The sequence below is a fragment of the Marinobacter sp. Hex_13 genome (assembly GCF_001566815.1).
Lineage (GTDB): Bacteria > Pseudomonadota > Gammaproteobacteria > Pseudomonadales > Oleiphilaceae > Marinobacter > Marinobacter salarius.
Genome location: NZ_LSMM01000027.1, coordinates 130734 through 153171, shown reverse-complemented (window position 1 = coordinate 153171; position 22438 = coordinate 130734). Strand labels below are relative to the sequence as shown.

General features: G+C 58.2%; 21 protein-coding genes. 14 read left to right on the top strand and 7 right to left on the bottom strand.

The genetic code is table 11. From position 1 onward, the window contains the following. The first annotated feature begins 118 nt into the window (after positions 1-118). From AXW11_RS06800 to AXW11_RS06745, 12 genes are all read left to right on the top strand, one after another. Positions 119-913 carry an SDR family NAD(P)-dependent oxidoreductase gene (locus AXW11_RS06800; RefSeq protein ID WP_036202087.1) on the top strand — a complete coding sequence of 265 codons (795 nt, stop codon included), beginning with the start codon at positions 119-121 and terminating at the stop codon, positions 911-913. After that, positions 913-1353: a PaaI family thioesterase gene (locus AXW11_RS06795; RefSeq protein WP_036202088.1), complete on the top strand. Its 441-nt coding sequence runs from the start codon at positions 913-915 to the stop codon at positions 1351-1353. Before AXW11_RS06800 ends, AXW11_RS06795 begins: the two co-directional genes overlap by 1 nt. Before the next feature lie 24 nt (positions 1354-1377). Then, positions 1378-2580, top strand: a complete 1203-nt coding sequence (locus AXW11_RS06790; RefSeq protein WP_041335708.1) for an acyl-CoA dehydrogenase family protein — start codon at positions 1378-1380, stop codon at positions 2578-2580. A gap of 163 nt (positions 2581-2743) precedes the next feature. After that, entirely contained in the window at positions 2744-3511 is a 768-nt protein-coding gene (locus AXW11_RS06785) for an SDR family NAD(P)-dependent oxidoreductase (protein ID WP_041336842.1), read from the top strand. A gap of 170 nt (positions 3512-3681) precedes the next feature. Further along, the gene (locus AXW11_RS06780; protein WP_085681910.1) at positions 3682-4746 is read left to right on the top strand and encodes a phosphotransferase; all 1065 of its coding nucleotides are present in this window, start codon (positions 3682-3684) and stop codon (positions 4744-4746) included. 14 nt (positions 4747-4760) lie between these two features. Further along, positions 4761-5540: a 5'/3'-nucleotidase SurE gene (gene surE, locus AXW11_RS06775; RefSeq protein WP_075195566.1), complete on the top strand. Its 780-nt coding sequence runs from the start codon at positions 4761-4763 to the stop codon at positions 5538-5540. A gap of 22 nt (positions 5541-5562) precedes the next feature. Beyond that, a complete protein-coding gene (locus AXW11_RS06770; protein WP_091641499.1) occupies positions 5563-7230 on the top strand; it encodes a long-chain fatty acid--CoA ligase in 1668 nt (555 codons plus the stop codon). Between the two features lie 161 nt (positions 7231-7391). After that, the gene (locus AXW11_RS06765; RefSeq protein ID WP_007155443.1) at positions 7392-8255 is read left to right on the top strand and encodes a branched-chain amino acid ABC transporter permease; all 864 of its coding nucleotides are present in this window, start codon (positions 7392-7394) and stop codon (positions 8253-8255) included. Positions 8256-8257: 2 nt separating this feature from the next. Continuing rightward, the gene (locus tag AXW11_RS06760; protein WP_085681908.1) at positions 8258-9289 is read left to right on the top strand and encodes a branched-chain amino acid ABC transporter permease; all 1032 of its coding nucleotides are present in this window, start codon (positions 8258-8260) and stop codon (positions 9287-9289) included. Beyond that, positions 9282-10052, top strand: coding sequence for an ABC transporter ATP-binding protein (locus AXW11_RS06755; protein WP_036202098.1), 771 nt, complete (start codon positions 9282-9284; stop codon positions 10050-10052). Before AXW11_RS06760 ends, AXW11_RS06755 begins: the two co-directional genes overlap by 8 nt. After that, on the top strand, positions 10039-10746 hold the full coding sequence (locus AXW11_RS06750; RefSeq protein WP_007155440.1) for an ABC transporter ATP-binding protein: 708 nt from the start codon (positions 10039-10041) through the stop codon (positions 10744-10746). Before AXW11_RS06755 ends, AXW11_RS06750 begins: the two co-directional genes overlap by 14 nt. 53 nt (positions 10747-10799) lie before the next feature. Beyond that, positions 10800-11948, top strand: a complete 1149-nt coding sequence (locus AXW11_RS06745) for an ABC transporter substrate-binding protein (protein WP_075195540.1) — start codon at positions 10800-10802, stop codon at positions 11946-11948. A gap of 78 nt (positions 11949-12026) precedes the next feature. Here the strand turns inward: AXW11_RS06745 and AXW11_RS06740 are convergent, their stop codons facing one another. The 4 genes from AXW11_RS06740 to AXW11_RS06725 are packed head-to-tail and all read right to left on the bottom strand — an operon-like array spanning position 12027 to position 15649. Next, complete coding sequence (locus AXW11_RS06740; protein WP_036202105.1) at positions 12027-12482, bottom strand: MaoC family dehydratase; 456 nt, start codon at positions 12480-12482, stop codon at positions 12027-12029. 38 nt (positions 12483-12520) lie between these two features. Continuing rightward, on the bottom strand, positions 12521-13282 hold the full coding sequence (locus tag AXW11_RS06735; RefSeq protein WP_091641502.1) for a class II aldolase/adducin family protein: 762 nt from the start codon (positions 13280-13282) through the stop codon (positions 12521-12523). Between the two features lie 17 nt (positions 13283-13299). Beyond that, positions 13300-14442 carry an acyl-CoA dehydrogenase family protein gene (locus AXW11_RS06730; RefSeq protein ID WP_075195539.1) on the bottom strand — a complete coding sequence of 381 codons (1143 nt, stop codon included), beginning with the start codon at positions 14440-14442 and terminating at the stop codon, positions 13300-13302. A 10-nt stretch (positions 14443-14452) separates the two neighbouring features. Continuing rightward, positions 14453-15649, bottom strand: a complete 1197-nt coding sequence (locus AXW11_RS06725) for an acyl-CoA dehydrogenase family protein (protein ID WP_091641505.1) — start codon at positions 15647-15649, stop codon at positions 14453-14455. Between the two features lie 331 nt (positions 15650-15980). Here AXW11_RS06725 and AXW11_RS06720 point away from each other — a divergent pair, with 331 nt between their 5' ends. Next, positions 15981-17303: a DcaP family trimeric outer membrane transporter gene (locus tag AXW11_RS06720; RefSeq protein ID WP_227544296.1), complete on the top strand. Its 1323-nt coding sequence runs from the start codon at positions 15981-15983 to the stop codon at positions 17301-17303. Positions 17304-17444: 141 nt separating this feature from the next. Here AXW11_RS06720 and AXW11_RS06715 read toward each other — a convergent pair whose 3' ends face one another. Then, the gene (locus tag AXW11_RS06715; protein ID WP_091641508.1) at positions 17445-18614 is read right to left on the bottom strand and encodes an acyl-CoA dehydrogenase; all 1170 of its coding nucleotides are present in this window, start codon (positions 18612-18614) and stop codon (positions 17445-17447) included. Between the two features lie 19 nt (positions 18615-18633). Next, positions 18634-19839 carry a 3-oxoadipyl-CoA thiolase gene (locus tag AXW11_RS06710; protein WP_091641611.1) on the bottom strand — a complete coding sequence of 402 codons (1206 nt, stop codon included), beginning with the start codon at positions 19837-19839 and terminating at the stop codon, positions 18634-18636. A 196-nt stretch (positions 19840-20035) separates the two neighbouring features. On the opposite strand from AXW11_RS06710, the gene AXW11_RS06705 reads away from it, so the two are divergent. Beyond that, entirely contained in the window at positions 20036-21388 is a 1353-nt protein-coding gene (locus AXW11_RS06705) for a hypothetical protein (protein ID WP_041335590.1), read from the top strand. A gap of 21 nt (positions 21389-21409) precedes the next feature. Here AXW11_RS06705 and AXW11_RS06700 read toward each other — a convergent pair whose 3' ends face one another. Continuing rightward, a complete protein-coding gene (locus AXW11_RS06700) occupies positions 21410-22339 on the bottom strand; it encodes a 2-hydroxyacid dehydrogenase (RefSeq protein WP_091641511.1) in 930 nt (309 codons plus the stop codon). Positions 22340-22438 lie beyond the last annotated feature (99 nt).

The following is a 22438-nucleotide window of genomic DNA, read 5'->3' as shown; positions in this document are numbered from 1 at the left end:
GTGTTTTATCTAGTGAAATTTACTTCCGAATATATTGACTCAAAACCGGAAGGCGTGACAAATTACAGTAGAAGGTGAATTCGCGACGACGCAACAAACTATAAAAAGGAGCATCGGCATGGGGCGTTTCGACAAGCGGGTAGCCATCGTCACCGGGGCCGGCAGTGGTATCGGCAGGGCCACGGCGGTTCGCCTGGCGCGGGAGGGCGCACAGGTGGTGATGATGGATATGTCCGAAGCGGGCCTGCTGGATACCGAGGGCCTGATGCCCGAGGGAGCGGAAACCCTGCGTCGCATTGGAGACGTGGCTGATGAGGAGCAGGTCAGCGCACTGGTGGGCGAAACTGTCTCGACCTTCGGTCGCATTGACGTGCTGTGCAACGTTGCCGGCATCGCCAGCACCAGTGGTGGTCACCCCGATATTACCGGTAACGACCGGGGCGAATGGGAACAGGTGCTGGCGGTGAACCTGATTGGCACCATGCTGTTTATAAAGCATGTGGCGCCCCACATGCAGGCCCGCAAGCTGGGCTCGATTGTTAATACCGCCTCGGTGGCCGGTCTTCGCTCCGGTGCCGGTGGTAACGCTTACAGCGCGTCCAAGGCTGGTGTGGTTAACCTCACCATGACTGCTGCCTGCGATCTGGGTAACGACAATGTACGCGTGAATGCGGTGTGCCCGGGGCTGGTGGAAACCGGAATGACCCAGGCTGTTTTTGACTATGCCCGCGCCAATGAGAAAGCCCATAAGCTTGGATCGCGGTGTGAATTGCGGCGCTATGGTGCGCCGGAAGAAATTGCCGCCGCCATTCTGTTCCTGGCCAGTGATGACGCCAGCTACATCACTGGTCAGTCTCTGCCCGTAGACGGCGGCAACACCGCTTCTCTGAACCTGCCTGGAATGAAAGTGTAATGAGTGAAGACAGCCTGCATATTCGTGGTGGCCAGGACCTGCCAGGATTTCACAATCTGCTGGGGTATCACCAGGTGTCCTGGGAGGAGAACGAAGCGGTGATTGGCCTGGAACTGCAGCCCTGCCACCTTAATCTGGGCGGCGTGATTCACGGCGGTGTTTTGACCTCGCTGCTGGATATCGCAATGGCGGAGGCCGGCACCTACTGTCCGTATCCCGGCCGGATACGCAAAGCCATTACCCTGTCGCTGACGACAACGTTCACCGGGCAGTGTTCCGGTGGGACTATCCGGGTCACCGGCCGCAAACGGGCCGGCGGCACCCGAATTTTTAACAGCACCGGAGAGGTTCACGACGACAAGGGTAACCTCCTGGCCATCGCCGAAGGCACCTTCCGCATTCGCTCCGGGAGTGAGAAACCGGAAGGCGTGCCAATCTGATCCTTCAACCAATGAGGTACTGGAATGTTTGAGCTGTCTGACAAAGCCAAAAAACTGCAGGCGCAGCTTCACGAATTCATGGACGCCCATATTTACCCGAATGAGCACAAGCACCATGAGCAGGTCGAGCAGGCGGAGAATCGCTGGGCGCCGGTACCGATCGTCGAGGAGTTGAAGGTCAAGGCGAAAGCCGCGGGGCTGTGGAACCTGTTCCTGCCCGACAGTGAATTCGGCGCCGGTCTGACCAACTATGAGTACGCCCATCTGTGTGAAGTCATGGGGCGCTCGGCCATGGCGCCGGAAGTGTTCAACTGCTCCGCGCCGGACACCGGCAACATGGAAACCATCGCCCGCTACGGCAACAAAGAGCAGCAGGACAAGTGGCTGAAGCCCCTGCTTGATGGCGAGATCCGCTCCTGCTTCTCCATGACCGAGCCTGACGTGGCCTCTTCCGATGCCACCAATATTGCCTGTGAAATCCGTCGCGAAGGCGATGAGTATGTGATCAATGGCCGTAAGTGGTGGTCGTCCGGTGCCATGACCACCACCTCTAAAATCGCCATTGTTATGGGCAAGACCGATCCGGGGGCTGAGAAGCACAAGCAGCAGTCGATGATTCTGGTGCCGCTGGACACGCCGGGCGTGAAGATGATCCGCCCGCTGACGGTGTTTGGCTACGACCATGCCCCTCACGGCCACGCTGAGATTCAGTATGACAATGTGCGGGTGCCGGTGGACAACATTCTGTTGGGTGAGGGCCGTGGTTTTGAAATTGCCCAGGGCCGCCTTGGGCCGGGCCGTATTCACCACTGTATGCGCACCATCGGGGTTGCCGAGCGTGCCCTCGAGCTGATGTGCAAGCGTGCCAATGCCCGCGAGGCTTTCGGTAAGCCGCTGTCGAGTTTCGATTCCATTCGCAAGGATATTGCCCGCAGTCGCATGGAGATTGAACAGGCTCGGCTGATGACCCTGAAAGCGGCGCACATGATGGACACCGTTGGTAATAAGGTGGCTCGTCAGGAGATTGCGATGATCAAGGTGATCGCACCGAGCATGGCGCTGAAGGTGTTGGACCGGGCGATTCAGGTTCACGGTGGCGCGGGTGTGTCTCAGGACACCTTCCTGGCCGAAGCCTGGGCCAAGGTGCGGACGTTGCGGCTGGCGGACGGGCCGGATGAGGTGCATCTGGATTCTGTCGCCAAGATCGAACTTCGCCAATACCGCTAAACCAATAACCTCTGAATCAGGGGGAGAGCGGCCGTGGTGGTGTCCTTCCGGGACACGCCGTGAATACGTCCATGTAGGCTTGAGCAAAACATCCCTGTTTTGCACAGTCCCGGAAGGACACCACCACGGCCACTCCCATGCTTCAGTGTATGAGGATCGAATGATGGTAAATCCGCTTTTTGATATGACCGGAAAAGTTGCCCTGATCACCGGTTCCACTAAAGGCATCGGCCGTTCCATCGCCGAAGAAATGGCTCGCCTGGGTGCCAAAGTTGTCATCTCCAGCCGCAAGGCCGATGCCTGTGAACAGGTCGCCAACGATTTGAAAGAGCAGGGCTACGAAGCCATCGCCATTCCCTGCCATGTGGGTAAGAAGGAAGACCTGCAGAACCTGGTGGATAAAACCAACGAAGCCTGGGGTTCTATCGATGTGCTGGTGTGCAACGCCGCCACCAACCCGGTCTACGGCACCACCGCCGAAATGACCGACGAAGCCTGGGACAAGATCATGGACACCAACGTCAAAGGCACCTTCTGGCTCACCAACATGGTGCTGCCGCAGATGGCCGAGAAGGGTGAAGGTGCGGTTGTTCTTCTGTCCAGCATCGCCGGAATCCGCGGCAATACCACCATCGGTACTTACGGTGTTTCCAAGGCAGCGGAAGCGGCGCTGGCCCGGAATCTGGCAGTGGAGTGGGGGCCAAAGGGTATTCGAGTGAACAGCATCGCCCCCGGCCTGATCAAAACCGACTTTGCCAAAGCCCTGTGGGAAGACCCGGTCCGCGTTAAACGCGCCGAAGACAAAACCCCACTGCGCAGAATCGGTGACCCGGTCGACATCGCCGGCTTGGCCGTCTTCCTGTCAACAAAGGCGAGTGCCTACGTCACCGGACAGGTCATCGTAGCCGACGGCGGCGAAACCATTTGTTAAGAAGGCATCACCGAAAGCACGCCGAGGCAGGTGGGTGGGGGTGCCTTTGTGCAGGGAAAAAGGTGTCCGAGCGCAGCGAGTTCTTTTTCCCGGAAGAAAGACACCCCCACCCGCCGGCCGCTGCCCCCCAATGCCGGGCAACTATGTAATAAATGAAGGCAACAGAAAAGATGACCATGAACCCAGAGTTGGTAGACGTTTTGCCAGCCCACCAATTTGATGAAGACAGCCTCCGTACCTGGCTACAGCAAGCCATACCAGGTTTCGGTACCAAGCTGGACGTACAGCAATTCCAGGGCGGACAGTCGAACCCCACGTTTCTGCTGGACACCGACAGCGGCCAATACGTTCTGCGCAAAAAGCCGCCCGGGAAAACACTGCCCTCCGCTCACATGGTGGAGCGGGAATACAAAGTCATGCGCGCTTTGTCCGAACACACCAGCGTGCCCGTGCCGGCCACCCGGGCTTTGTGTGAAGACAGCAACATCATCGGTACGCCGTTCTACGTCATGGACTTTCTGGAAGGCCGCATAGTCAACCACCCGGCGTTGCGGGCGCTGAATCGTCAGGAGCGGATGCCGGCGCACCTGTCGGCCATTGATACCCTGGCGGCACTGCATTCGGTAGACGTGAATGCGGTGGGCCTGGGTGATTATGGTCGACCCGAAGGTTATGTCGCTCGGCAGGTCGCGCGCTGGAGCAAGCAGTACCTGGCGTCCAAAACTGACGAGATGCCCGCCATGGACAAACTCATGGAGTGGCTGCCGGAGAACCTGCCGTCCACCGATGAGTCCGCCATTGCCCATGGTGACTACCGCTTTGGCAACCTGATGCTGGCACCGGACAAACCGGACGTGATCGCCATTCTGGACTGGGAGTTGTCTACTCTTGGTCATCCGCTGGCGGATCTTGCCTATTACTGCCTGCCGTACCACCTGCCTTCGGACATGGAAGGTTCCCGCGGTTTGTTGGGGGAGGATCTGGAGGCACTGGGCGTTCCCACTGAGCAGGAAACCATTGCCCGTTACTGCCAACAGACCGGTCGCGATGGCATTGCGGACTGGCATGTGTTCCTGGCGTTTTCCCTGTTCCGTCTGGCGGCGATTGTTCAGGGGGTCTATGCCCGCGCGTTGCAGGGAAATGCCGCCAATGCCGATGCCCTGCAGGTTGGCAAACGTGCAAGCCAGCTGGCGGAAGCGGGCTGGAAAATAGCCAGTGAAGGAGACCGGTCATGAGCCAGACTGCTGCAATCACGGAACCGATGGTCCGTCGCATCCTGATCACCAACGATGACGGCATCAACGCACCTGGGCTGGCGATTCTCGAACGGATTGCCCGCAATCTGGCGGAAGAAGTCTGGGTGGTGGCGCCGGAGCATGATCGCAGTGGCGCAGGGCAGAGCATCTCCATTCACGACCCGCTGCGGGTGTATGAAAACGGTGAGAAACGCTATGCCGTGTCCGGTACCCCCGCAGACTGTGTGTTGTACTCGCTGGCCCATTGGTTTGGTGATAACCCGCCGGATCTGGTGCTGTCCGGTGTGAACTGCGGCGCCAATATCAGTGATTCGGTGCAGTACTCCGGAACCGTGGGCGCGGTGCTCAGCGCCGAACATATGGGCATACCCGCCATTGCGCTGAGCCAGGCCTTCCTGAGCCGGGAAGGCGTTGACTGGTCGCCGGTGTCGGCGTTCGGCGAGCAGGTAATCCGCAAGCTCTGGCAACCGGGCGAAAACCGGGCCTGGAATGTGAACTTTCCGGCCTGCGACGCCGGTGTGATCCGGCAAGCGCAATGGTGCAACCAATCCACCGGCTCCATTCAGCGGCCCCGCCTGCTGGCAGGGCAGGATGCCCGTAGCCTGCCTTATTGGTGGCTGGGGTTCGATCGCAGTTCCCGGCACATTACGGCACCGGATGAAGACGTCACCGTGCTGCGGGAAAAAGCCATTGCGATAACGCCATTGCGTCACCGGGAAGCCCTGCCCGGTGGTACTGGAATATTCGATCTGGCCGCCGCTGCGGCTCACTGAATTGACTGAGGGGATGACAACAATGACATTTACACGCCACCACAGCGTCTGGCCAAAAGAATTACCAAAGAGCATGACACTGCCTGACACCAGCGTTTTCATCAACCTGCAAATATCTGCCCTGCGGTATCCGGACCATACAGCGACCATCTACTACGATGCGCCCATGAGCTACAGGCAGCTGCTGACGGAAGTGGAAGCGATGGCCGGCTATCTTCAGGCTCAAGGAGTGAAGAAAGGTGACCGTGTTCTGCTCTACATGCAGAACTCCCCCCAGTATGCCGTTGCCTACTACGCCATACTGCGAGCCGACGCCGTGGTGATTCCGGTGAATCCGATGAACCGGGCTGCAGAGCTGGAACACTACATTGCCGATACCGGTTCGAGGGTGTGCCTGGCCGGTCAGGAACTGGCCGACTTTATCCTGCCGATGCTGGACAGCACGGATCTTGAGCGGGTGGTGGTGGCGTCCTATAACACCTACATCAATAAGGACACCGACCTGGATTTGCCGGCAGAGGTGGCTGCACCGGCCTGGTCCAAAGACGTACCCGGCGTGGTGAGCTGGGAACAGGCGCTGGCCGGTAATCACAAGCCGGCAGAGCACACCGCAGGCCCGGACGACCTGGCGGTGATCCCCTACAGTTCCGGGACCACCGGCGCGCCCAAGGGATGCATGCATACGCACCGCAGTGTCATGGCCACAGCGGTTCACCGGGCGTTCTGGAATCTGAGCACCGCCAACACTGTCCAGTTGGCGACGTTGCCGTTCTTCCACGTGACCGGTATGACCGGCTCCATGAACAGCCCCATCTACAGTGGTTCAACTACCATCATTATGACGCGCTGGGATCGCACAACCGCCGCCCGGCTGATAGAACGTTACCAGGTCACCGGCTGGACCAACATTGTCACCATGGCGGTGGATTTTCTGTCGAATCCGGACATCGGGCAATACGACCTTTCCAGCCTCAACACCATTGGCGGTGGTGGAGCGGCAATGCCGGAAGCGGTGGCTGCCAAGCTTAAAGCCATGACCGGCCTGGATTACATCGAGGGTTATGGCCTGTCGGAAACCATGGCCGCCACCCACATCAACCCGTCGGATCATCCCAAGCCCCAGTGCCTGGGTATTCCGGTATTCGATGTGGATAGCCGCATCATTGACGTTGAGACCCTGGAAGAGAAAGGCCCGGGCGAAGTGGGGGAGATTGTTTCCAATGGTCCTCAGGTAACCCAGGGGTACTGGCATCGCCCGGCTGAAACCGAGGCGGCGTTCGTGGACATCGACGGCAAACGCTTTTTCCGCACCGGTGACCTCGCTTATTACGACGAAGAGGGCTATTTCTTCATGGTGGACCGGGTCAAACGGATGATCAACGCATCAGGCTTCAAGGTGTGGCCCTCGGAAGTGGAAGGATTGATGTACCGGCATCCGGCCATCCACGAAGTGTGCGTCATTTCATCGCCCCACCCCAAACGCGGTGAGACTGTGAAAGCCTGCATCGTACTGACACCGGATGCGGAGACCAGTACCACCGAAGCGGACATCGTCAGTTGGTGTAAGGAGCAGATGGCTGCCTACAAAGTGCCAGAAATCATCGAGTTCGTGGATGAGTTGCCGAAATCACCCACGGGCAAGTTGATGTGGCGAGCGCTGCAGGAAGAAGAGTGGAAGGCTAAAGCCTAAGCGTTAATTCATGCTAATTATTCCGCACTGCGGAATAACGTTCTAAATATTGACATACGAGACGTTCGGTGCAATTGTTTCATTAAGCTGATAGATGGGTCGCAAGGCCCTGCCCAAAACCGCATAACTCGCAACAACAACAAAACAGCGGAGGAGCACACTTGAGCCTTTTCCTACAACAAATCATCAACGGGTTAACCCTGGGGAGTATCTACGGTCTCGTAGCCCTGGGCCTGACCCTGGTCTACGGGATACTTCATATCCCCAATTTTGCCCATGGCGCGCTCTATATGGTCGGGGCATTCATGTCCTACTTTTTCATGGTGGACCTGGGCGCGCACTACTGGATTGCCATGGCCGGTTCGGCCGCGGTGGTCGCTGTCCTGGCGATACTGTGTGAGCGTCTGGTGTTCCACCCACTGAGGCATTCGCCACCGATCCACGACAAGATCGCCGCCATTGGTATTCTGCTGTTTCTGGAAGCGGTGGTGCAGATGTTCTGGGGGTCGGACTTCCGCCGTATGTCATCGCCATTTACCGGCATCATGAATTTCGACGGACTGATTATTCCTGAACAGCGCCTGCTGATCATTGCGGGGGCGTTCGTGTTGGTAGTGGCCCTGCAGCTTTTCCTGCGCAAGACCATGACGGGGGCGACCATTATCGCCATGGCGCAGAGTCGTGAAGGTGCCTTCCTGGTGGGCATTGATGCCAACCGGGTGGCGATGATGACGTTTGCGATTTCGGGCATGCTGGCCGCGTTTGCCGCCACACTCTATGCGCCCATCAATCTGGTGTATCCCGCCATGGGGCACCTGGTCATCATGAAAGCCTTCGTCATTATCATACTCGGTGGCATGGGTAGCGTGCCTGGCGCCATTGCCGGCGGCATGATTATCGGTTTCGCTGAAGCCCTCGGCGGCTTTTACATCTCGACGTCCTATAAAGACATTATTGCCTTTGGTCTGCTGGTGCTGATTCTGTCAGTTCGTCCACAGGGCCTGTTCGCGAAGGGGGCGCACTGATCATGTTCAAAGTCGCTTCCCTGCTGATGACGCCAGCCGCCAAGTACCTGATGCTGGCCTTCGCCATACTGTTCCCGCTGGTCGCCGCGAATGAGTACCAGGTGTACGTGATGGCGACCGCCTTTGTCTGGGCGATCGCGGTCTACGGCCTGAACATCATTACCGGTTTTTGCGGCCAGCTGAACCTGGCCCACGGCGGTTTTTTTGCCATCGGAGCCTACACCCTTGGCCTGCTGACTGCCGACTATGGCTGGAGTTTCTGGCCTGCCTTCCTGGGTGCGCTGGTGATGACGGCGGTGCTCGGGTTTCTCGTGGGCATCGTTTCGCTGCGCCTGAAAGAGCATTACTTTGCGATATTCACCCTGTGTGTGGGCTTTATCATCTACCTGCTGATCGACAAGTGGGAAGAGCTGACCCATGGTGCCATCGGTGTCCGAGATATCGCCGCACCCTATGGCTTTGGGTTGGTGGACTTTACAGACACCACCCCGTTCTACTACCTGGTGCTGGCCTTCCTGGTGTTCGCAATCTGGTTCATGGGGCGTTTGTCCAAGTCCCTGCTGGGTCGTACCTTCATTGCCATCCGCAACGGTGATGAACTGGCCCAGTCCCTCGGGATCAACCTGATGCGCAATAAAGTCCTCGCCTTTGTACTGTCCACGACCTATGCCGGTCTGGCAGGTGCCCTGTATGCCGGGATGGTCCGTTTCATCGGCCCGGAAGAGGCCAATATCAACCACACCTTCGACATGATCACCTATCTGCTGGTGGGCGGTATCGGCACCATTATGGGGCCGTTGCTGGGCACCGTGGGCATTGTGTGGATTACCCAGTCACTGCAGTTCCTGGAAGAGTACCGAATGATCATTTTCGGGCCGCTGCTGGTGCTATTGGTGATCTTCTTCCCCCGGGGCATTACCGGCTCCTTCCTGACCTGGATGCATCGCAAGTCCCAGGCACTGGCGCCTACGAAAAAGCGCCAGGAGAACAAGGTCAACACCGCACAGAACCGGGAGGCAGAGAGCAATGCTTAAGGTAGAAAACGTCACCAAAATGTTTGGCGGTCTGGCGGCGGTGAGCGATGTGTCGGTGGAGTTCGAAGCCGGCAGGATCAACGCCATTATCGGCCCCAACGGTGCTGGCAAGAGCACCTTTTTCAACCTTATTTCAGGCCTGCACCAGCCCACCTCCGGCCGTATCCTGCTGGACGGCGTGGACGTCACTAACCTGCCCAGCGACAGGGTCGCACGCCTGGGTGTGGGAAGGACCTTCCAGACGACCAACCTGTTTGAGCAGGCAACCGTGCTGGACAACCTGATCGTGGGGCACCGGCTGCGGACGAAATCCGGCCTGTGGGACGTGCTGATCAACAGCAAACGCCTGCAACGTGAAGAGAAGGCGGCGCGGGACAAGGCCATGGAAGCCCTGGAATTTGTGGGCCTTGCCCACGTTGCCGGGCAGTTTATTGCCGACATCACCCAGGAAGAACGCAAGCGGGTGGCCTTTGCCCTGGCACTGGCGACCGACCCCAAGATCGTCCTGCTGGATGAGCCGGCGGCCGGGGTTAATCCGGAAGAAACCGTCGGATTCGCCGCGCTGATGCGGAAAATGGTGGATGAAAAAGGACTCACCGTGTGCCTGATCGAGCACAAGATGGACATGATCATGAGCCTGGCAGACAAGATCATGGTGCTGGATCACGGTGAAAAGATTGCCGAGGGCACGCCGGAAGAAGTACGCAACAACCCGGTGGTGATCGAAGCCTATCTGGGAGGTGACGAAGATGCTGCAGCTTAACCATGTCGACGTCTGCTATGGCAGCTTCAAGGCACTGACCGATATTTCGATGACGGTGGATGCCGGGGAGCTGGTTGTTCTACTCGGGGCCAATGGCGCCGGTAAAAGCAGCCTGTTCAATGCCATTAGTGGCCTGGTAAAGCCGACGGCCGGCGAGATCCAGTTCGAAGACAAACAGCTCAACGGTATGAAAGCCAGTGCGGTCGTCGCCAGCGGCGTAGTGCAGTGTGCCGAAGGCCGAAAACTGTTTCCGCAGATGAGCGTCATGCAGAACCTGATGATGGGGGCCTACGTGCACCGACGTGATCGGCAGGGCAACCGCAAGCGCCTGAACGAAGTGTTGGAGCTGTTCCCGATCCTCGCAGACAAGGCCGATGAGCCTGCCGGATCTCTGTCCGGGGGGCAGCAACAGATGGTGGCCATCGGCCGCGCCATGATGAGCCGCCCCCGCTTGCTGATGCTGGATGAGCCATCCCTTGGCCTGGCTCCCCTGGTGGTCAAGCAAGTGTTCGAAACCGTCAAACAAATCAACAGCCTGGGCACAACCGTGCTGTTGGCAGAGCAGAATGCGTTTGCGGCCCTGAAGATTGCCCACCGTGCTTATGTTATGGAGAACGGCCATCTGGTCATGGAAGGCGACCGGGAGACGATGCTGGGCAACGAACAGGTTCGCAAGGCGTATATCGGGGCCTGACCGGCCTACAACAACAATCAGAGTGACACGCACAACACAACCAGGAGACAACAATGAAAATAGTCAGAAAACTGGGTCAGGCTGTCGCGGCGGCAACCCTTGGGATGAGCCTGTCCGCCGGTGCAATGGCGGGCGAAGTCAACATCGGATTCACCGGCCCGCTGAGTGGCGGCGCTGCTTTATACGGTGAAAACACGCTGTCCGGGCTGCGAATGGCGGTGGCGGAAATCAACGCGGCGGGCGGTTTTGACCTGAACGGCGAAAAGACCACGGTCAACCTGGTCCCCCTGGACGATCGTTACTCACCGGCGCAGGCGGCGACCAATGCCAAGCGACTGAAGCAGGAGTCCAACGTGTCGGCGGTGTTCGTGCCTCACTCCGGTGGTATTTTTGCCCTCCAGGACTTCAACGAGAAAGACAATTTTCTGGTGATGGCCTACTCCAGCGTGCCCAGCATCACCGAAAAGGGCAACAGCCTGACGTTGCGTATTCCTCCTACCTTTGATGGCTACGTGCGGGCCTTTACCGACTACGCCCTTGAGCACGAGGGCAAGAAGCTGGGCATGGGCGGCGCAACCCACGAATACGCCAAAATCTGGGGTGCCATGATCAAGAAAGAGTGGGAGTCCAAAGGGGGAGAAGTGGTTTCTGACAACCCCATGGACTACAACAAATCGGCGGATTTCTTTACCGGCGTCAGCCGTATCATTTCAGAAAGCCCGGACGTGATGTTTGTGGGCGGCGCCTCCGAGCCGACCGGTCTGGTGGTGCAACAGGCCCGCCAGATGGGCTTTCAGGGCGGCTTTATCGTGATGGACCAGGCCAAGATTGACGAAGTGGCCCAGGTAGCCGGTGGCCTGGACATGGTGGAAGGCGCCATCGGCGTGGTTCCACTGAGCGTCTATGACACCCCGGCGGCCAAAGACTTCATCAAGCGCTACAAGGCCGAGTACGACAAAATGCCCGGATCCGAAGCCGCCTACAACTACCTGGCGCTGCACGCCCTGGTGGAAGCCATGGACGCCACCGAGTCCACCGACCCGAAAACCATCCGTGCTGCGATCGGCGATGCCCTGAAAAACATGGACACCCGCAAGAACCCGTACGAAGTCACCGAAGTCACCGAAAACGGTGGTTTCGTGACGGAGACGACCCTGGCCGTGGTGAAAGACGGCGAGATTGTTCGGGAAGAGATCAAGTGATGGGGGTTCAGCACCCATCTGAATGAGAAAAGGGGCCCAAGGGCCCCTTTTTTAGTGTTGCTTCGGGCGTCTGACCGCTCAGGCCACGTACATCACCAGGTTCTCTGCCACGCAGGCAGGCTTGTCCTCTCCACGGATTTCCACGGTGGTTCGGTAGGTGGCCAGCGTGCGCTGATCATCCACCCTGGACACATCCAGCAATTCCATCTTGCTACGGATATCCGCCCCGGATTTCACCGCCGCAGGAAAGCGCAGCTTATTGATGCCGTAGTTTATGCTGGCGCCTTTGCCCTGCACGTCAATGACCTCCTGATTCAGCAGTGGAATCAGCGACGCTGTCAGAAACCCATGGGCGACGGGGCTTTTCCACGGCGTTTCCCGCGTGGCCCGCTCAACATCCAGATGAATCCACTGGTGATCGCCCGTGGCGTCCGCAAACGCCTGAATCATCTCCTGGGTGACGGTTTTCCAAGGGCTGTGGCCAATGGTAGTGCCGCAAAAATGTTCAAGATCGTTTAATTCAACAGAGAGCATATCTGCTTCCATGGTGCACAAGGTGCAAAGTCAGAGACTCAAACAGCGTACCCGGGATTCTTGCTATCCAGAAGCCGAACCAATGCGGGCCAGGTCAATGCCGCCGCACTACCCAGCGACTGAGACTGGTCAGCGGTTGTCTGAATGGCCTGCTCTGACGGCATGCAGGTTGGCCCACAACTCTGGGCCTTGACCTGGATCTCGCAGGCCTTCATCAGAAAATACAGATAGGTGAACGTCTCCGGCACGTCCTTGCCCGCCGTCAGCACGCCGTGATTGCGCAGCATCATCATCGACTTGTCACCCAGATCCCTGATCAGCCGCTCGCGCTCATCCAGGTTCAGTGCCACACCTTCATAATCGTGATAGCTCAGATGATTCAGGCACAGCATCGCCGTCTGGCTCAGGGGCAACAGACCATCCCGGTGCGCCGACACAGCCACCCCATCCGGCGCGTGCAGGTGCATCACCGCTCCGGCATCCTCGCGGCCCATGTGAACGGCACTGTGAATGGTGAATCCGGCCGGATTTACACGGGCGAGGCCGCCAGACTCCACCACCTGGCCATCCTTATCCACCTTCACCAGTGACGACGCGGTGATTTCATGGAACAGAAGCCCATAGGGGTTGATCAGGAAATGATGATCCGGCCCTGGCACCCGTGCCGAAAGGTGGGTGAACACCAGATCGTCCCAGCCAAACAGCGCCACCAGGCGATAGGCGGCGGCCAGCTCGGTACGGACCTTCCATTCGGCTTTTCTCAGATCCCGTTGTGATGACTGATCGTCGGTTGTCGTCATGATGAGAGCCTCAGCTGTCAGCCTGCCTGCAACAAAGTGGCGTATTGCTCCAGATGGTAATCGTCATCCCCCAACTGGTGATTGATGGCGATCAGCCGCTTCGCGTAGTGGGCAAAGTTATACTCCCAGGTCATGCCGATACCACCGTGGGACTGAATGCCGGCCTCGGAGATGAATTGACCGGCACGGCCAATCACGTTCTTGGCGGCGGCCAGCACGCGGCGGCGTTCATCACTGGGTTCGCTGTCGGCGACGCTGGCGGCAAGAATTGCCATGGAACGAGCCTGCTCCAGTTCCGACATCATATCCACCATACGGTGCTGCAACACCTGGAACCGGCCGATAGGCACGCCAAACTGCTTGCGCTGTTTGAGGTAATCCAGAGTCAGCTCATTGGCCATTTCCATGACACCCACAGCCTCGGCGCAGATGGCGGCGATGGCGCGACCGGCCTGATACTCGATCACCCCGCTAGCCTTGCCTTCTTCTCCCAGCAACGCGTCGGCACCGACCTGGACGTTGTTCAAGGTAATGTCACAGCCGCGGGAGCCGTCGATAGTGGGGTAAGCTCGGCGCTCAACGCCAGCGGTATCCGGGCTCAGGGCAAACAGGCTGATGCCGTCGGCATCGCGGGCGTCGCCTGAGGTGCGTGCGGACACCACGATCAGGTCGGCACAGTGGCCGCTGATCACCACGGCCTTGCGGCCGTTCAGAGCATAGCCCTCGCCGTTTTTCTCGGCACGGGTTTCCACGTTATTCAGGTCATAGAAGCTCTGGGGCTCTTGCAGGCCTACAGCGGCTTTCAGTTCGCCGCTGGCGATGCCGGCCAGCCAGGTGTCTTTCTGGGGGTCGTTGCCTGCCTGGCCAATCAGGCCGCCGCCCAGAATAATGGACTGCACATATGGCTCCAGGCAAAGCCCGCGGCCCAGCTCAGTCATAACGGACTGAACTTCCACACCGCTGCCGCCAAAGCCACCGAGTTCCTCGGAAAAAGGTACAGCGGTCAGGCCCAGCTCGCTAAGCTGCTGCCAGAAATCGGCGCTGAAGCCCAGTTCCGTCTCACTGAACGCCAGTCGTTTTTCAAAACTGTACTCACCGCGCACCAGCCGTTCCACGGTGTCCTGCAGCATCTGCTGCTCTTCATTAAGTCGGAAATCCATGGTCGTCTCCTTAAAGCCCGAGAATCATTTTCGACACGATGTTCTTCTGGATCTCGTTGGATCCGCCGAAGATCGACAGCTTGCGGTTGTTGAAGTACTGGGCCGACAGGGGAGCGGCATCTTTATCCGACAGGAAGTCGCCCTCGTAATCCATATTCATCTCCTCTTCGAGGAACGGCAGGGCATAGGGCCCGATCGCGCGGCGGGCGAGATCATTGATGGCCTGGCGGATCTCGGTGCCTTTTACTTTCAGCATGGAACTTTCCGCACCCGGCACACCGCCACCTTCAACAGAGGCAATAATACGCAGGTTGCTGATGGCGGCTGCCGTGAGGTCGATTTCCACTTTGGCGATGCGCTGACTGAATGAGGGGTCCTCAAGCAGCGGCCGACCGTTTTTCAGGCGGCGTGATGCCAGGTTTTTCAGGTGCGACAGTGCTGCCTTGGACATACCGATACCGGCCAGGCCGGTGCGCTCGTAAGTCAGAAGATACTTGGCATAGGTCCAGCCTTTATCCTCTTCGCCCACCAGGTTCTCAACCGGCACCTTCACGTCCTCGAAGAACACTTCGTTAACTTCATGCTCACCATCCAGAGTGATGATGGGGCGCACGGTAATGCCCGGTGTGTCCATATCGATGAGCAGGAACGAAATACCTTCCTGGTTCTTGACCTCGGTGTTGGTACGCACCAGGCAGAAGATCATGTTGGCGTGCTGGCCCAGGGTGGTCCAGGTTTTCTGGCCGTTAACAATGTAATGGTCGCCATCACGCACAGCACGGGTTTTAAGAGACGCCAGGTCAGAGCCCGCGCCGGGTTCGGAATACCCCTGGCACCACCAGTCCTCGCCGCTGAGGATGCGCGGCAGGTACGTCTGCTTCTGTTCCTCGCTGCCGAACTTGATGATCACCGGCGCCACCATATTCACCCCGAACGGGATGGAGCGGGGAACGCCGTAACGGCAGGATTCTTCGTCCCAGATGTGCTTTTGCACGGGCGTCCACTCTACACCGCCGTACTCTTCCGGCCAGTGGGTCGCGTACCAGCCCTGCTCGCAAAGGATTTTCTGCCAGCGCTGATGGTCCTCTTTGGACAGGCGGCGGAATCCTTTCACTTTGGCGGCGATGTCGGCCGGCAGCTTTTCATCCAGGAACGCACGCACTTCGTCACGGAAGGCGAGTTCCTCGGCGGTGTAGTTCATGTTCATCGAATCAACCTCGTTAATGCATTACAGCGAAAATATATACCGCATAGCAGAATTACTCAATGATCTTTCATGGGTTGCTCGTCTGTCAATGCTAATGAAACAACAAAACACAGAGTAATTACCGATTTCATTAAAATTTGGTTTCACTCACTTGTTGATAACAAAAGTATTGTCTATATTCGAAAACACGGAAGCTGGTACTGCTATGCGAAACCTAACAATCACAAAATACCGCACAGTGAAACAGCGTGATTGATTTGGTGTGTCCCAGTGCCGGCACCGGAACGTCCAATAACAACGACATGAAATCAACTCCGTTAAGAGGTTTGAGATGACAACAACAATACCTTCCCAGGTGCGTCCCTTGCTCCGAGCCGTGGTTATTGCCGGGCTGCCGCTGATGGCCATCGGTTCCGGCTCCGCGCTGGCGCAAAGCACTGAGCTGGACGAACTGCGAGAGCGGGTCCAACAGCTGGAAAACAAACTGGAAGGCGCCGTGTCTACCGCGCCTGAATTGACAGAAGACAACCCCTATTTGCTGCGAGACGGCGACGGGATCAAGATTGGAAGCACAACGATTTCATTCGGTGGTTTTATCAAGGCCGACGCTATTTTTGGTTCCCACGGGAATGGCAGCCTGAACAGCTACAGCATTGGTTTGCCGAGAACCTTCGCGAGTGCCGCGGCTTCGGATGAAAGCGACTGGAAGACCGGTTTCTCGGCCCGGGAATCACGGATCAGTATCGGCACCAAAACCGAGGATGTCGTCGGTCACACGCTGACCACCTACCTGGAGATGGACTTTAACCAGGACCTTAACGACGGCATGAATGAAACCGGTAACGAGATCGTGTCCAACAGTTATTCCCCCCGTTTGCGCCAGGCCTACGGTTCCTGGAACGGCTGGGATTTTGGTCAGACCTACACCACGTTCACCGACCTGGCGGCCATGCCGGAAATCCTTGATCAGGGCAAGCAAGCGGCTTTTATCTACGCAACCCAGCCTATGATTCGCTACAACATGGCTGCGCCAGGCGGGAAGCTGATGGTTTCCCTGGAGAATCCCGAAGACGGCTACTACGGCAACTCCTACGACGATCAGTCCTACCCGGATCTCGCAATGCGGTACCAGATCCGAGGTAACTACGGGTTTTACTCCATTGCCGGTTTGCTGCGGAATTTTGAAGACAACGCAGCGGATGAAACCATAACTGACGGAGCCGTATCTTTGAGTGCCCGCATTCCGACGGTTGGCCGTGATGATCTGCGCCTGCAGTACAGCTATGGCGCGCTCGGCCGGTACATGGGCCTGCTGACGTACCCGGACGTGGATCTGGCAGCTCTCGCCCAAGGCGATGTCGAACCTCTCAAGACCTATGGTGCCACAGCGGCCTATCGCCACTTCTGGTCGCCTGCATGGCGTAGCACCCTGACGGTCTCGCACACGGAAATTGTTGATGATCTGGTTGCACCGCCTGCCGGAACGTTGAGTTACTTCGACTCGTCGACCTCGGTTCACGCCAACATACTATGGTCTGCCCACCGCAATCTGACGCTGGGACTGGAGTACGCCTATTGGGATTTCGGTGAGATTGCCACCAGTAGCAGCATGCAGTATGAGCAGGTCATGGCCTCCGCGAAATTGAGCTTCTGATCGATAAACGTCTGACATAAACCAATTCTAAGGTGCTTTTATGCATCCTTGCCTCGGAGTGCTCCCCCGCTCCGGGGCTTTTTTGTGGGCATAAAAAAAGCAGAGCCGGAGCTCTGCTTTTTGGAGCTATGGGCAGCAGGATCAGCTGAAAGCCTGAATCCCGGTCTGTCCGCGGCCCAGAATCAGGGCGTGGACATCGTGAGTACCTTCATAGGTATTCACCGCCTCCAGGTTCATCACGTGGCGGATGACATGGTATTCGTCGGCGATACCATTGCCGCCGTGCATGTCACGGGCTACCCGTGCGATGTCCAGGGCCTTGCCGCAGTTGTTGCGCTTGAGCATGGAGATGGCGTCTGTCGAGTAGGTGCCGGCGTCTATCATACGGCCCAGTTGCAAGGCGCCCTGAAGGCCCAGGGTGATCTCGGTCTGCATATCCGCCAGCTTCTTCTGGATCAGCTGGTTGGCTGCCAGAGGCTTGCCAAACTGCTTGCGCTCGAGCGTGTAATTGAGGGCCGTATGCCAGCAGAACTCGGCAGCGCCCATGGAGCCCCAACTGATGCCGAAACGGGCCTTGTTCAGGCAACTGAAAGGACCTTTCAGACCTTCCACGTCGAGCTTGTTCTCGTCCGGGACAAAGACTTCGTCCATAAAGATGGACCCGGTCTCGGAAGCCCGCAGGGAAAACTTGCCCTCAATCTTCGGCGTGTCCAGGCCCTTGGCACCTTCGCGTTCGATCACGAAACCGGTGATTTTGCCCTCGAGCTTGGCCCAGACCACACAAACATCGGCAATGGGCGAGTTGGTGATCCAGGTTTTGGAGCCACTGACCAGATAGCCGCCGTCGACTTTCTTGGCACGGGTTTCCATGTTGCCCGGGTCAGACCCATGGTTGGGCTCGGTCAGGCCAAAGCAGCCCACTTTTTCGCCGGATGCCAGTTGGGGCAGGATGCGTTTTTTCAGGGCTTCCTGGCCAAAGGCGTGAATCGGGTGAATAACCAGTGACGACTGGACACTCAGGGCTGAACGATAGGCGCTATCAACCCGTTCCACTTCGCGTGCAATCAGGCCGTAGCACACGTGGTTCAGGCCGGGGCCGCCGTATTCTTCCGGCAGGGTAGCGCCGAGCATGCCCAGATCGCCCATGTCGGTAAAAATGGAACGGTCGAACTTCTCATGCCGGTTCGCTTCGGTAATGCCGGGCATCAGGCGCTGATCGCAGAACGAACGGATACTGTCACGTACCTGACGCTCGGTTTCATCCAGTTGCTTGTCGAACTGCAGCAGGTCATCCCAGGGTGCGGAAGCCATTGTGTGTCTCCTCAGAAAATTAGTCGGTTGTTCGTTCAATCACAGCGGCAATGCCTTGGCCAACGCCAATGCACATGCTGATCAATGCGTAACGTCCGCCACTGCGTTCAAGCTGGCGGGTGGCGGTCAATGCAATCCGTGCACCGGACGCCCCAAGGGGGTGACCAACCGCAATGGCGCCACCGTTGGGGTTCAGCCTGGAATCGGTCGGGTCGATGCCCAGTTTGTGGGTGCAGCCAAGAACCTGGGCCGCAAAGGCTTCGTTGATCTCGATGACGTCCATATCGTTGATGCCGAGGCCCGCGCGGGCGAGGGCCTTCTCGCTGGCGGGTACCGGGCCGTAGCCCATAACCTGTGGCGGAACACCGGCAATCGCTGCGGATACAATACGGGCCCGGGGCTGAATACCGGCCTTTTCGCCGGCTTTGCGAGAGCCGATGATCAGGGCGGCGGCGCCATCGTTGATGCCCGAGGCGTTGCCGGCAGTCACCACGCCTCCTTCGAACAGTGGGCGCAGGCCGGCCAGTGCCTCGTGGGTGGACTGAGGCCGCGGATGCTCATCGCTGTTCACGCTGACGGGTGGTTTTTTCCGGCCCTGAGGCACGTCAATGGGCATAATCTCTTCATTATAGAAGCCATCTTTCAGTGCGGCGTCGTATCGGGCCTGGCTCTGAGCGGCAAACTGATCCACGGTGTCCCGGCTGAGGTTGAGCTCCCTGGCAATGTTGTCGGCGGTTTCGGGCATGGTGTCGGCACCGAAGTCGGCCTCAATGCGAGGGTTGGGGAAGCGGGCCCCGATGGTACTGTCAAAGGCACGAAAGTCGCGGCTGAACGGGCTTTCGCTCTTGGCCATCACAAACGGTGCCCGGCTCATGCTTTCAGCGCCACCGGCGACAAACAGCTCGCCCTCATCGCAGCGAACCGCCCTGGCGGCGTCGATGATGGCTGCCAGACCAGAGCCACACAGGCGGTTAACGGTCAGGCCGCCGGTTTCAACAGGAAGGCCGGCCAACAGCCCGGCATGGCGGGCCAGGTTACGGGCGTCCTCGCCGGCCTGGTTGGTGCAACCGGCAATAACGTCTTCGTAGGCCTCAAGGGCAAAGGCGTTGCGCTCAACCAGCGCTTTGATAACGCTGGCCAGAAGGTTGTCAGGGCGAACCCTGGCCAATGCGCCGGCGTGTCGACCGAAGGGTGTTCGTAGCCCATCGTAGATGAAAGCGCTCATGGCATCTCCCATTTGATCAGACATGGTTCCCATTGTGATCTTCCATTTGTAAGGAGGGAAGGGGTGGGCTTGTCATGTCATTAGTGTTGATATAGTTTCGTATAGCGGAACTAAGTTTTGTATATTGACTGTTGAAGACTAATCCGGGTCTGTTTGAAATGCAACCGATACCACCAACCGAGGTCAGTAATCTGCGATGAGCCGTTTCCTGGTTCCTGCTGCGGTTATTCTGGAACTTTTGGCGCTTTGCCTTTCCAGCCTAAAGGTCAGTGCCTTTGCGGGTGTGTTGTTTGTGCTTTATTTCACGCTGGCGCTGAGGCGGCTGCAATCGTATTCCCGTTACCTGTTCCTGATCTCGCTGGTTGTGATCGGTTATCTGGGGTTTGTCCGGCAACTGGCCGCCGACGATCTGATTCGTGCCGCGTCCAACGCTGCCTTTTATGCAGCGTTCCTGGGAAGCCTGGGGATGATGCAATGCCTGGTTCGACGGCTTGAGGTGCTGCAGCGTATACACGACGTGTTGCTGGGTGGTCGCCCGGCGTTGCTGTACCCGAAATACGCGGTAGTGAGTTGTGGCATTGCATCAGTGCTGAGCTTCGGCGTGATGAACCTGCTGTGCGGCACGTTGTCGGATACCCTGCGGCAGCGGGGTATTACCGGGGCTTCGCGGGTGCGCTGGTTGCGCAGTGTGCTGATCAGTACATTGCGAGGATTTGCACTGGTGCCGCTGGTAGCACCAACCAGTGTTGCGGTCGCCATTATTACCCGTGAAGTCCCCTCCCTGAGCTGGTCGGGCCTGCTGCCCTATGGCATTGGCAGCGCGGTGTTGCTGGTTCTGGTGGGATGGGGGTTGGAGCACAAGCGTTTTCGTCGGGTCAGCGGTGAGCGCGAACCGCTGGAAACCTGGCCGGCCGGAAGCGGGCGGCTGTTGCTGCTGGTATTGATCATCTTTACGGCGATGGGCCTGCTGGTGCAGTTAACGGAACTGAAAGTGTCAGTGGCCGCCATGCTGACGGTGCCAGTGGTCACCCTTCTTTATATGTTCTGGCACGATCGCTCGCCAGCTATGGCGGTACGGGAAGCCACCGACAATATGCTCGGTATGAGCAACGAAATGTCTATCTTCGCAGGCTCCGCCGGGTTGGGTGTGGCGTTGGTCTCGGTGATTCCGGCGGATGCCCTGGCAGGCATGGCGACTGGTGAGCTGGGCGTATTTTTACTGGCAGTGGGGGGGTTATTGATGATGCCGATGCTCTCAGCCATCGGCATCATCCCGATTACTGTGCTGAGTGTTCAGGCGGGGTTGATGCCGCAATTGGTCGCCGAGGGTGTGAACCCCCTGCCGATTGCGGTCGCCCTGGTGATTGGATTCTCCCTCGCCATGATGCTGTCGCCGTTCGGCCCGGCTGTTATGCTGCTGTCACGATTCGGGCAGGTGTCACGCTGGGTGGTGGCGTTTGGCTGGAACGGCGCTTTTGTCCTGCTCTCCATTCCGTTGTTATTGCTGATGCTGTGGGGGATATTTGTGGTGGCGCCGGCCGCAGGCTGACCGGCGCGAATGTATAGGGTTTCAATAGCCTCGGCTGGGGTCCACGATACCGGAAATCGGCTGACCGTTATGGTGTGCCTGGATCTTACCGGTGATCTGCTCAAGGGTGGCATCCCTCAGGGTGCGCGCCGAGATATGTGGCGTAATGGTGATCTCCGGTCGCTGCCAGAAGGGGTGATCCGCGGGCAGGGGTTCCTGGCGAAACACATCCAGGGACGCCCGGGCGACATGGCCGTCTTCGATGGCTTTGATCAGGTCCTCTTCCACCAGGTGTTCTCCCCGGCCCACGTTGATCACTACGGCATTGGGCATGAGTTGGCTGAGGTGCCGGTGATTGAGGATGCCCCGGGTTTCTTCGGTCAGCGGCAGAGTGTTCACCAGAACCCTGGTTGATTGCAGGAAATCGGTCAGGTTTTCGGTACCGGAAAAGGTCGAGACGCCGTCCAGGTCGTGCTTGCTGCGGGCCCAGCCGTTGACCCGGTAATCCAGGCCGGCGAGGGTGCGCGCCACCCGCTTGCCAATATGGCCAAGGCCCATGACGCCTACGGGCCACTCACTGCGCTTGATCGGGCGATGGATTTTCCAGATACCCTGGCGTTGCTGCTCGCGGTAGGTTTCCATGCCCCGGCTGGCTTCCAGTAGCTGATGCAACACGTATTCCGCCATTTGCGCGGACATGCCGGCATCTTCCAGGCGCACGATGGGCAATTGAGGCGGCAGATGGGGCACGGCCAGCAACCCATCGATTCCCGCGCCCAGGTTAAACACGGCTTTAAGCTTTTTCTCGCGCTCAAACAGTTGTTCCGGTGGTTGCCAGACAATGGCGTAATCGGCATCCACCGCCGGGCCGTTGGCGTCCCATACGTGAACCTCGGCTTCCGGAAGCAGCTCCTTTATGGGAACGGTCCAGCGCTCCGGTTTGGGGTCTCCTGCTACAAATAGAACTTTCATGTGCTCTCCGGGGTTGTCATCGGCTTCTAATTCAGTTACCAAGTTTCACATTGCAGAATAATATACCGCAAACTATCCGTAAACCTGGGGGCTTGTGTC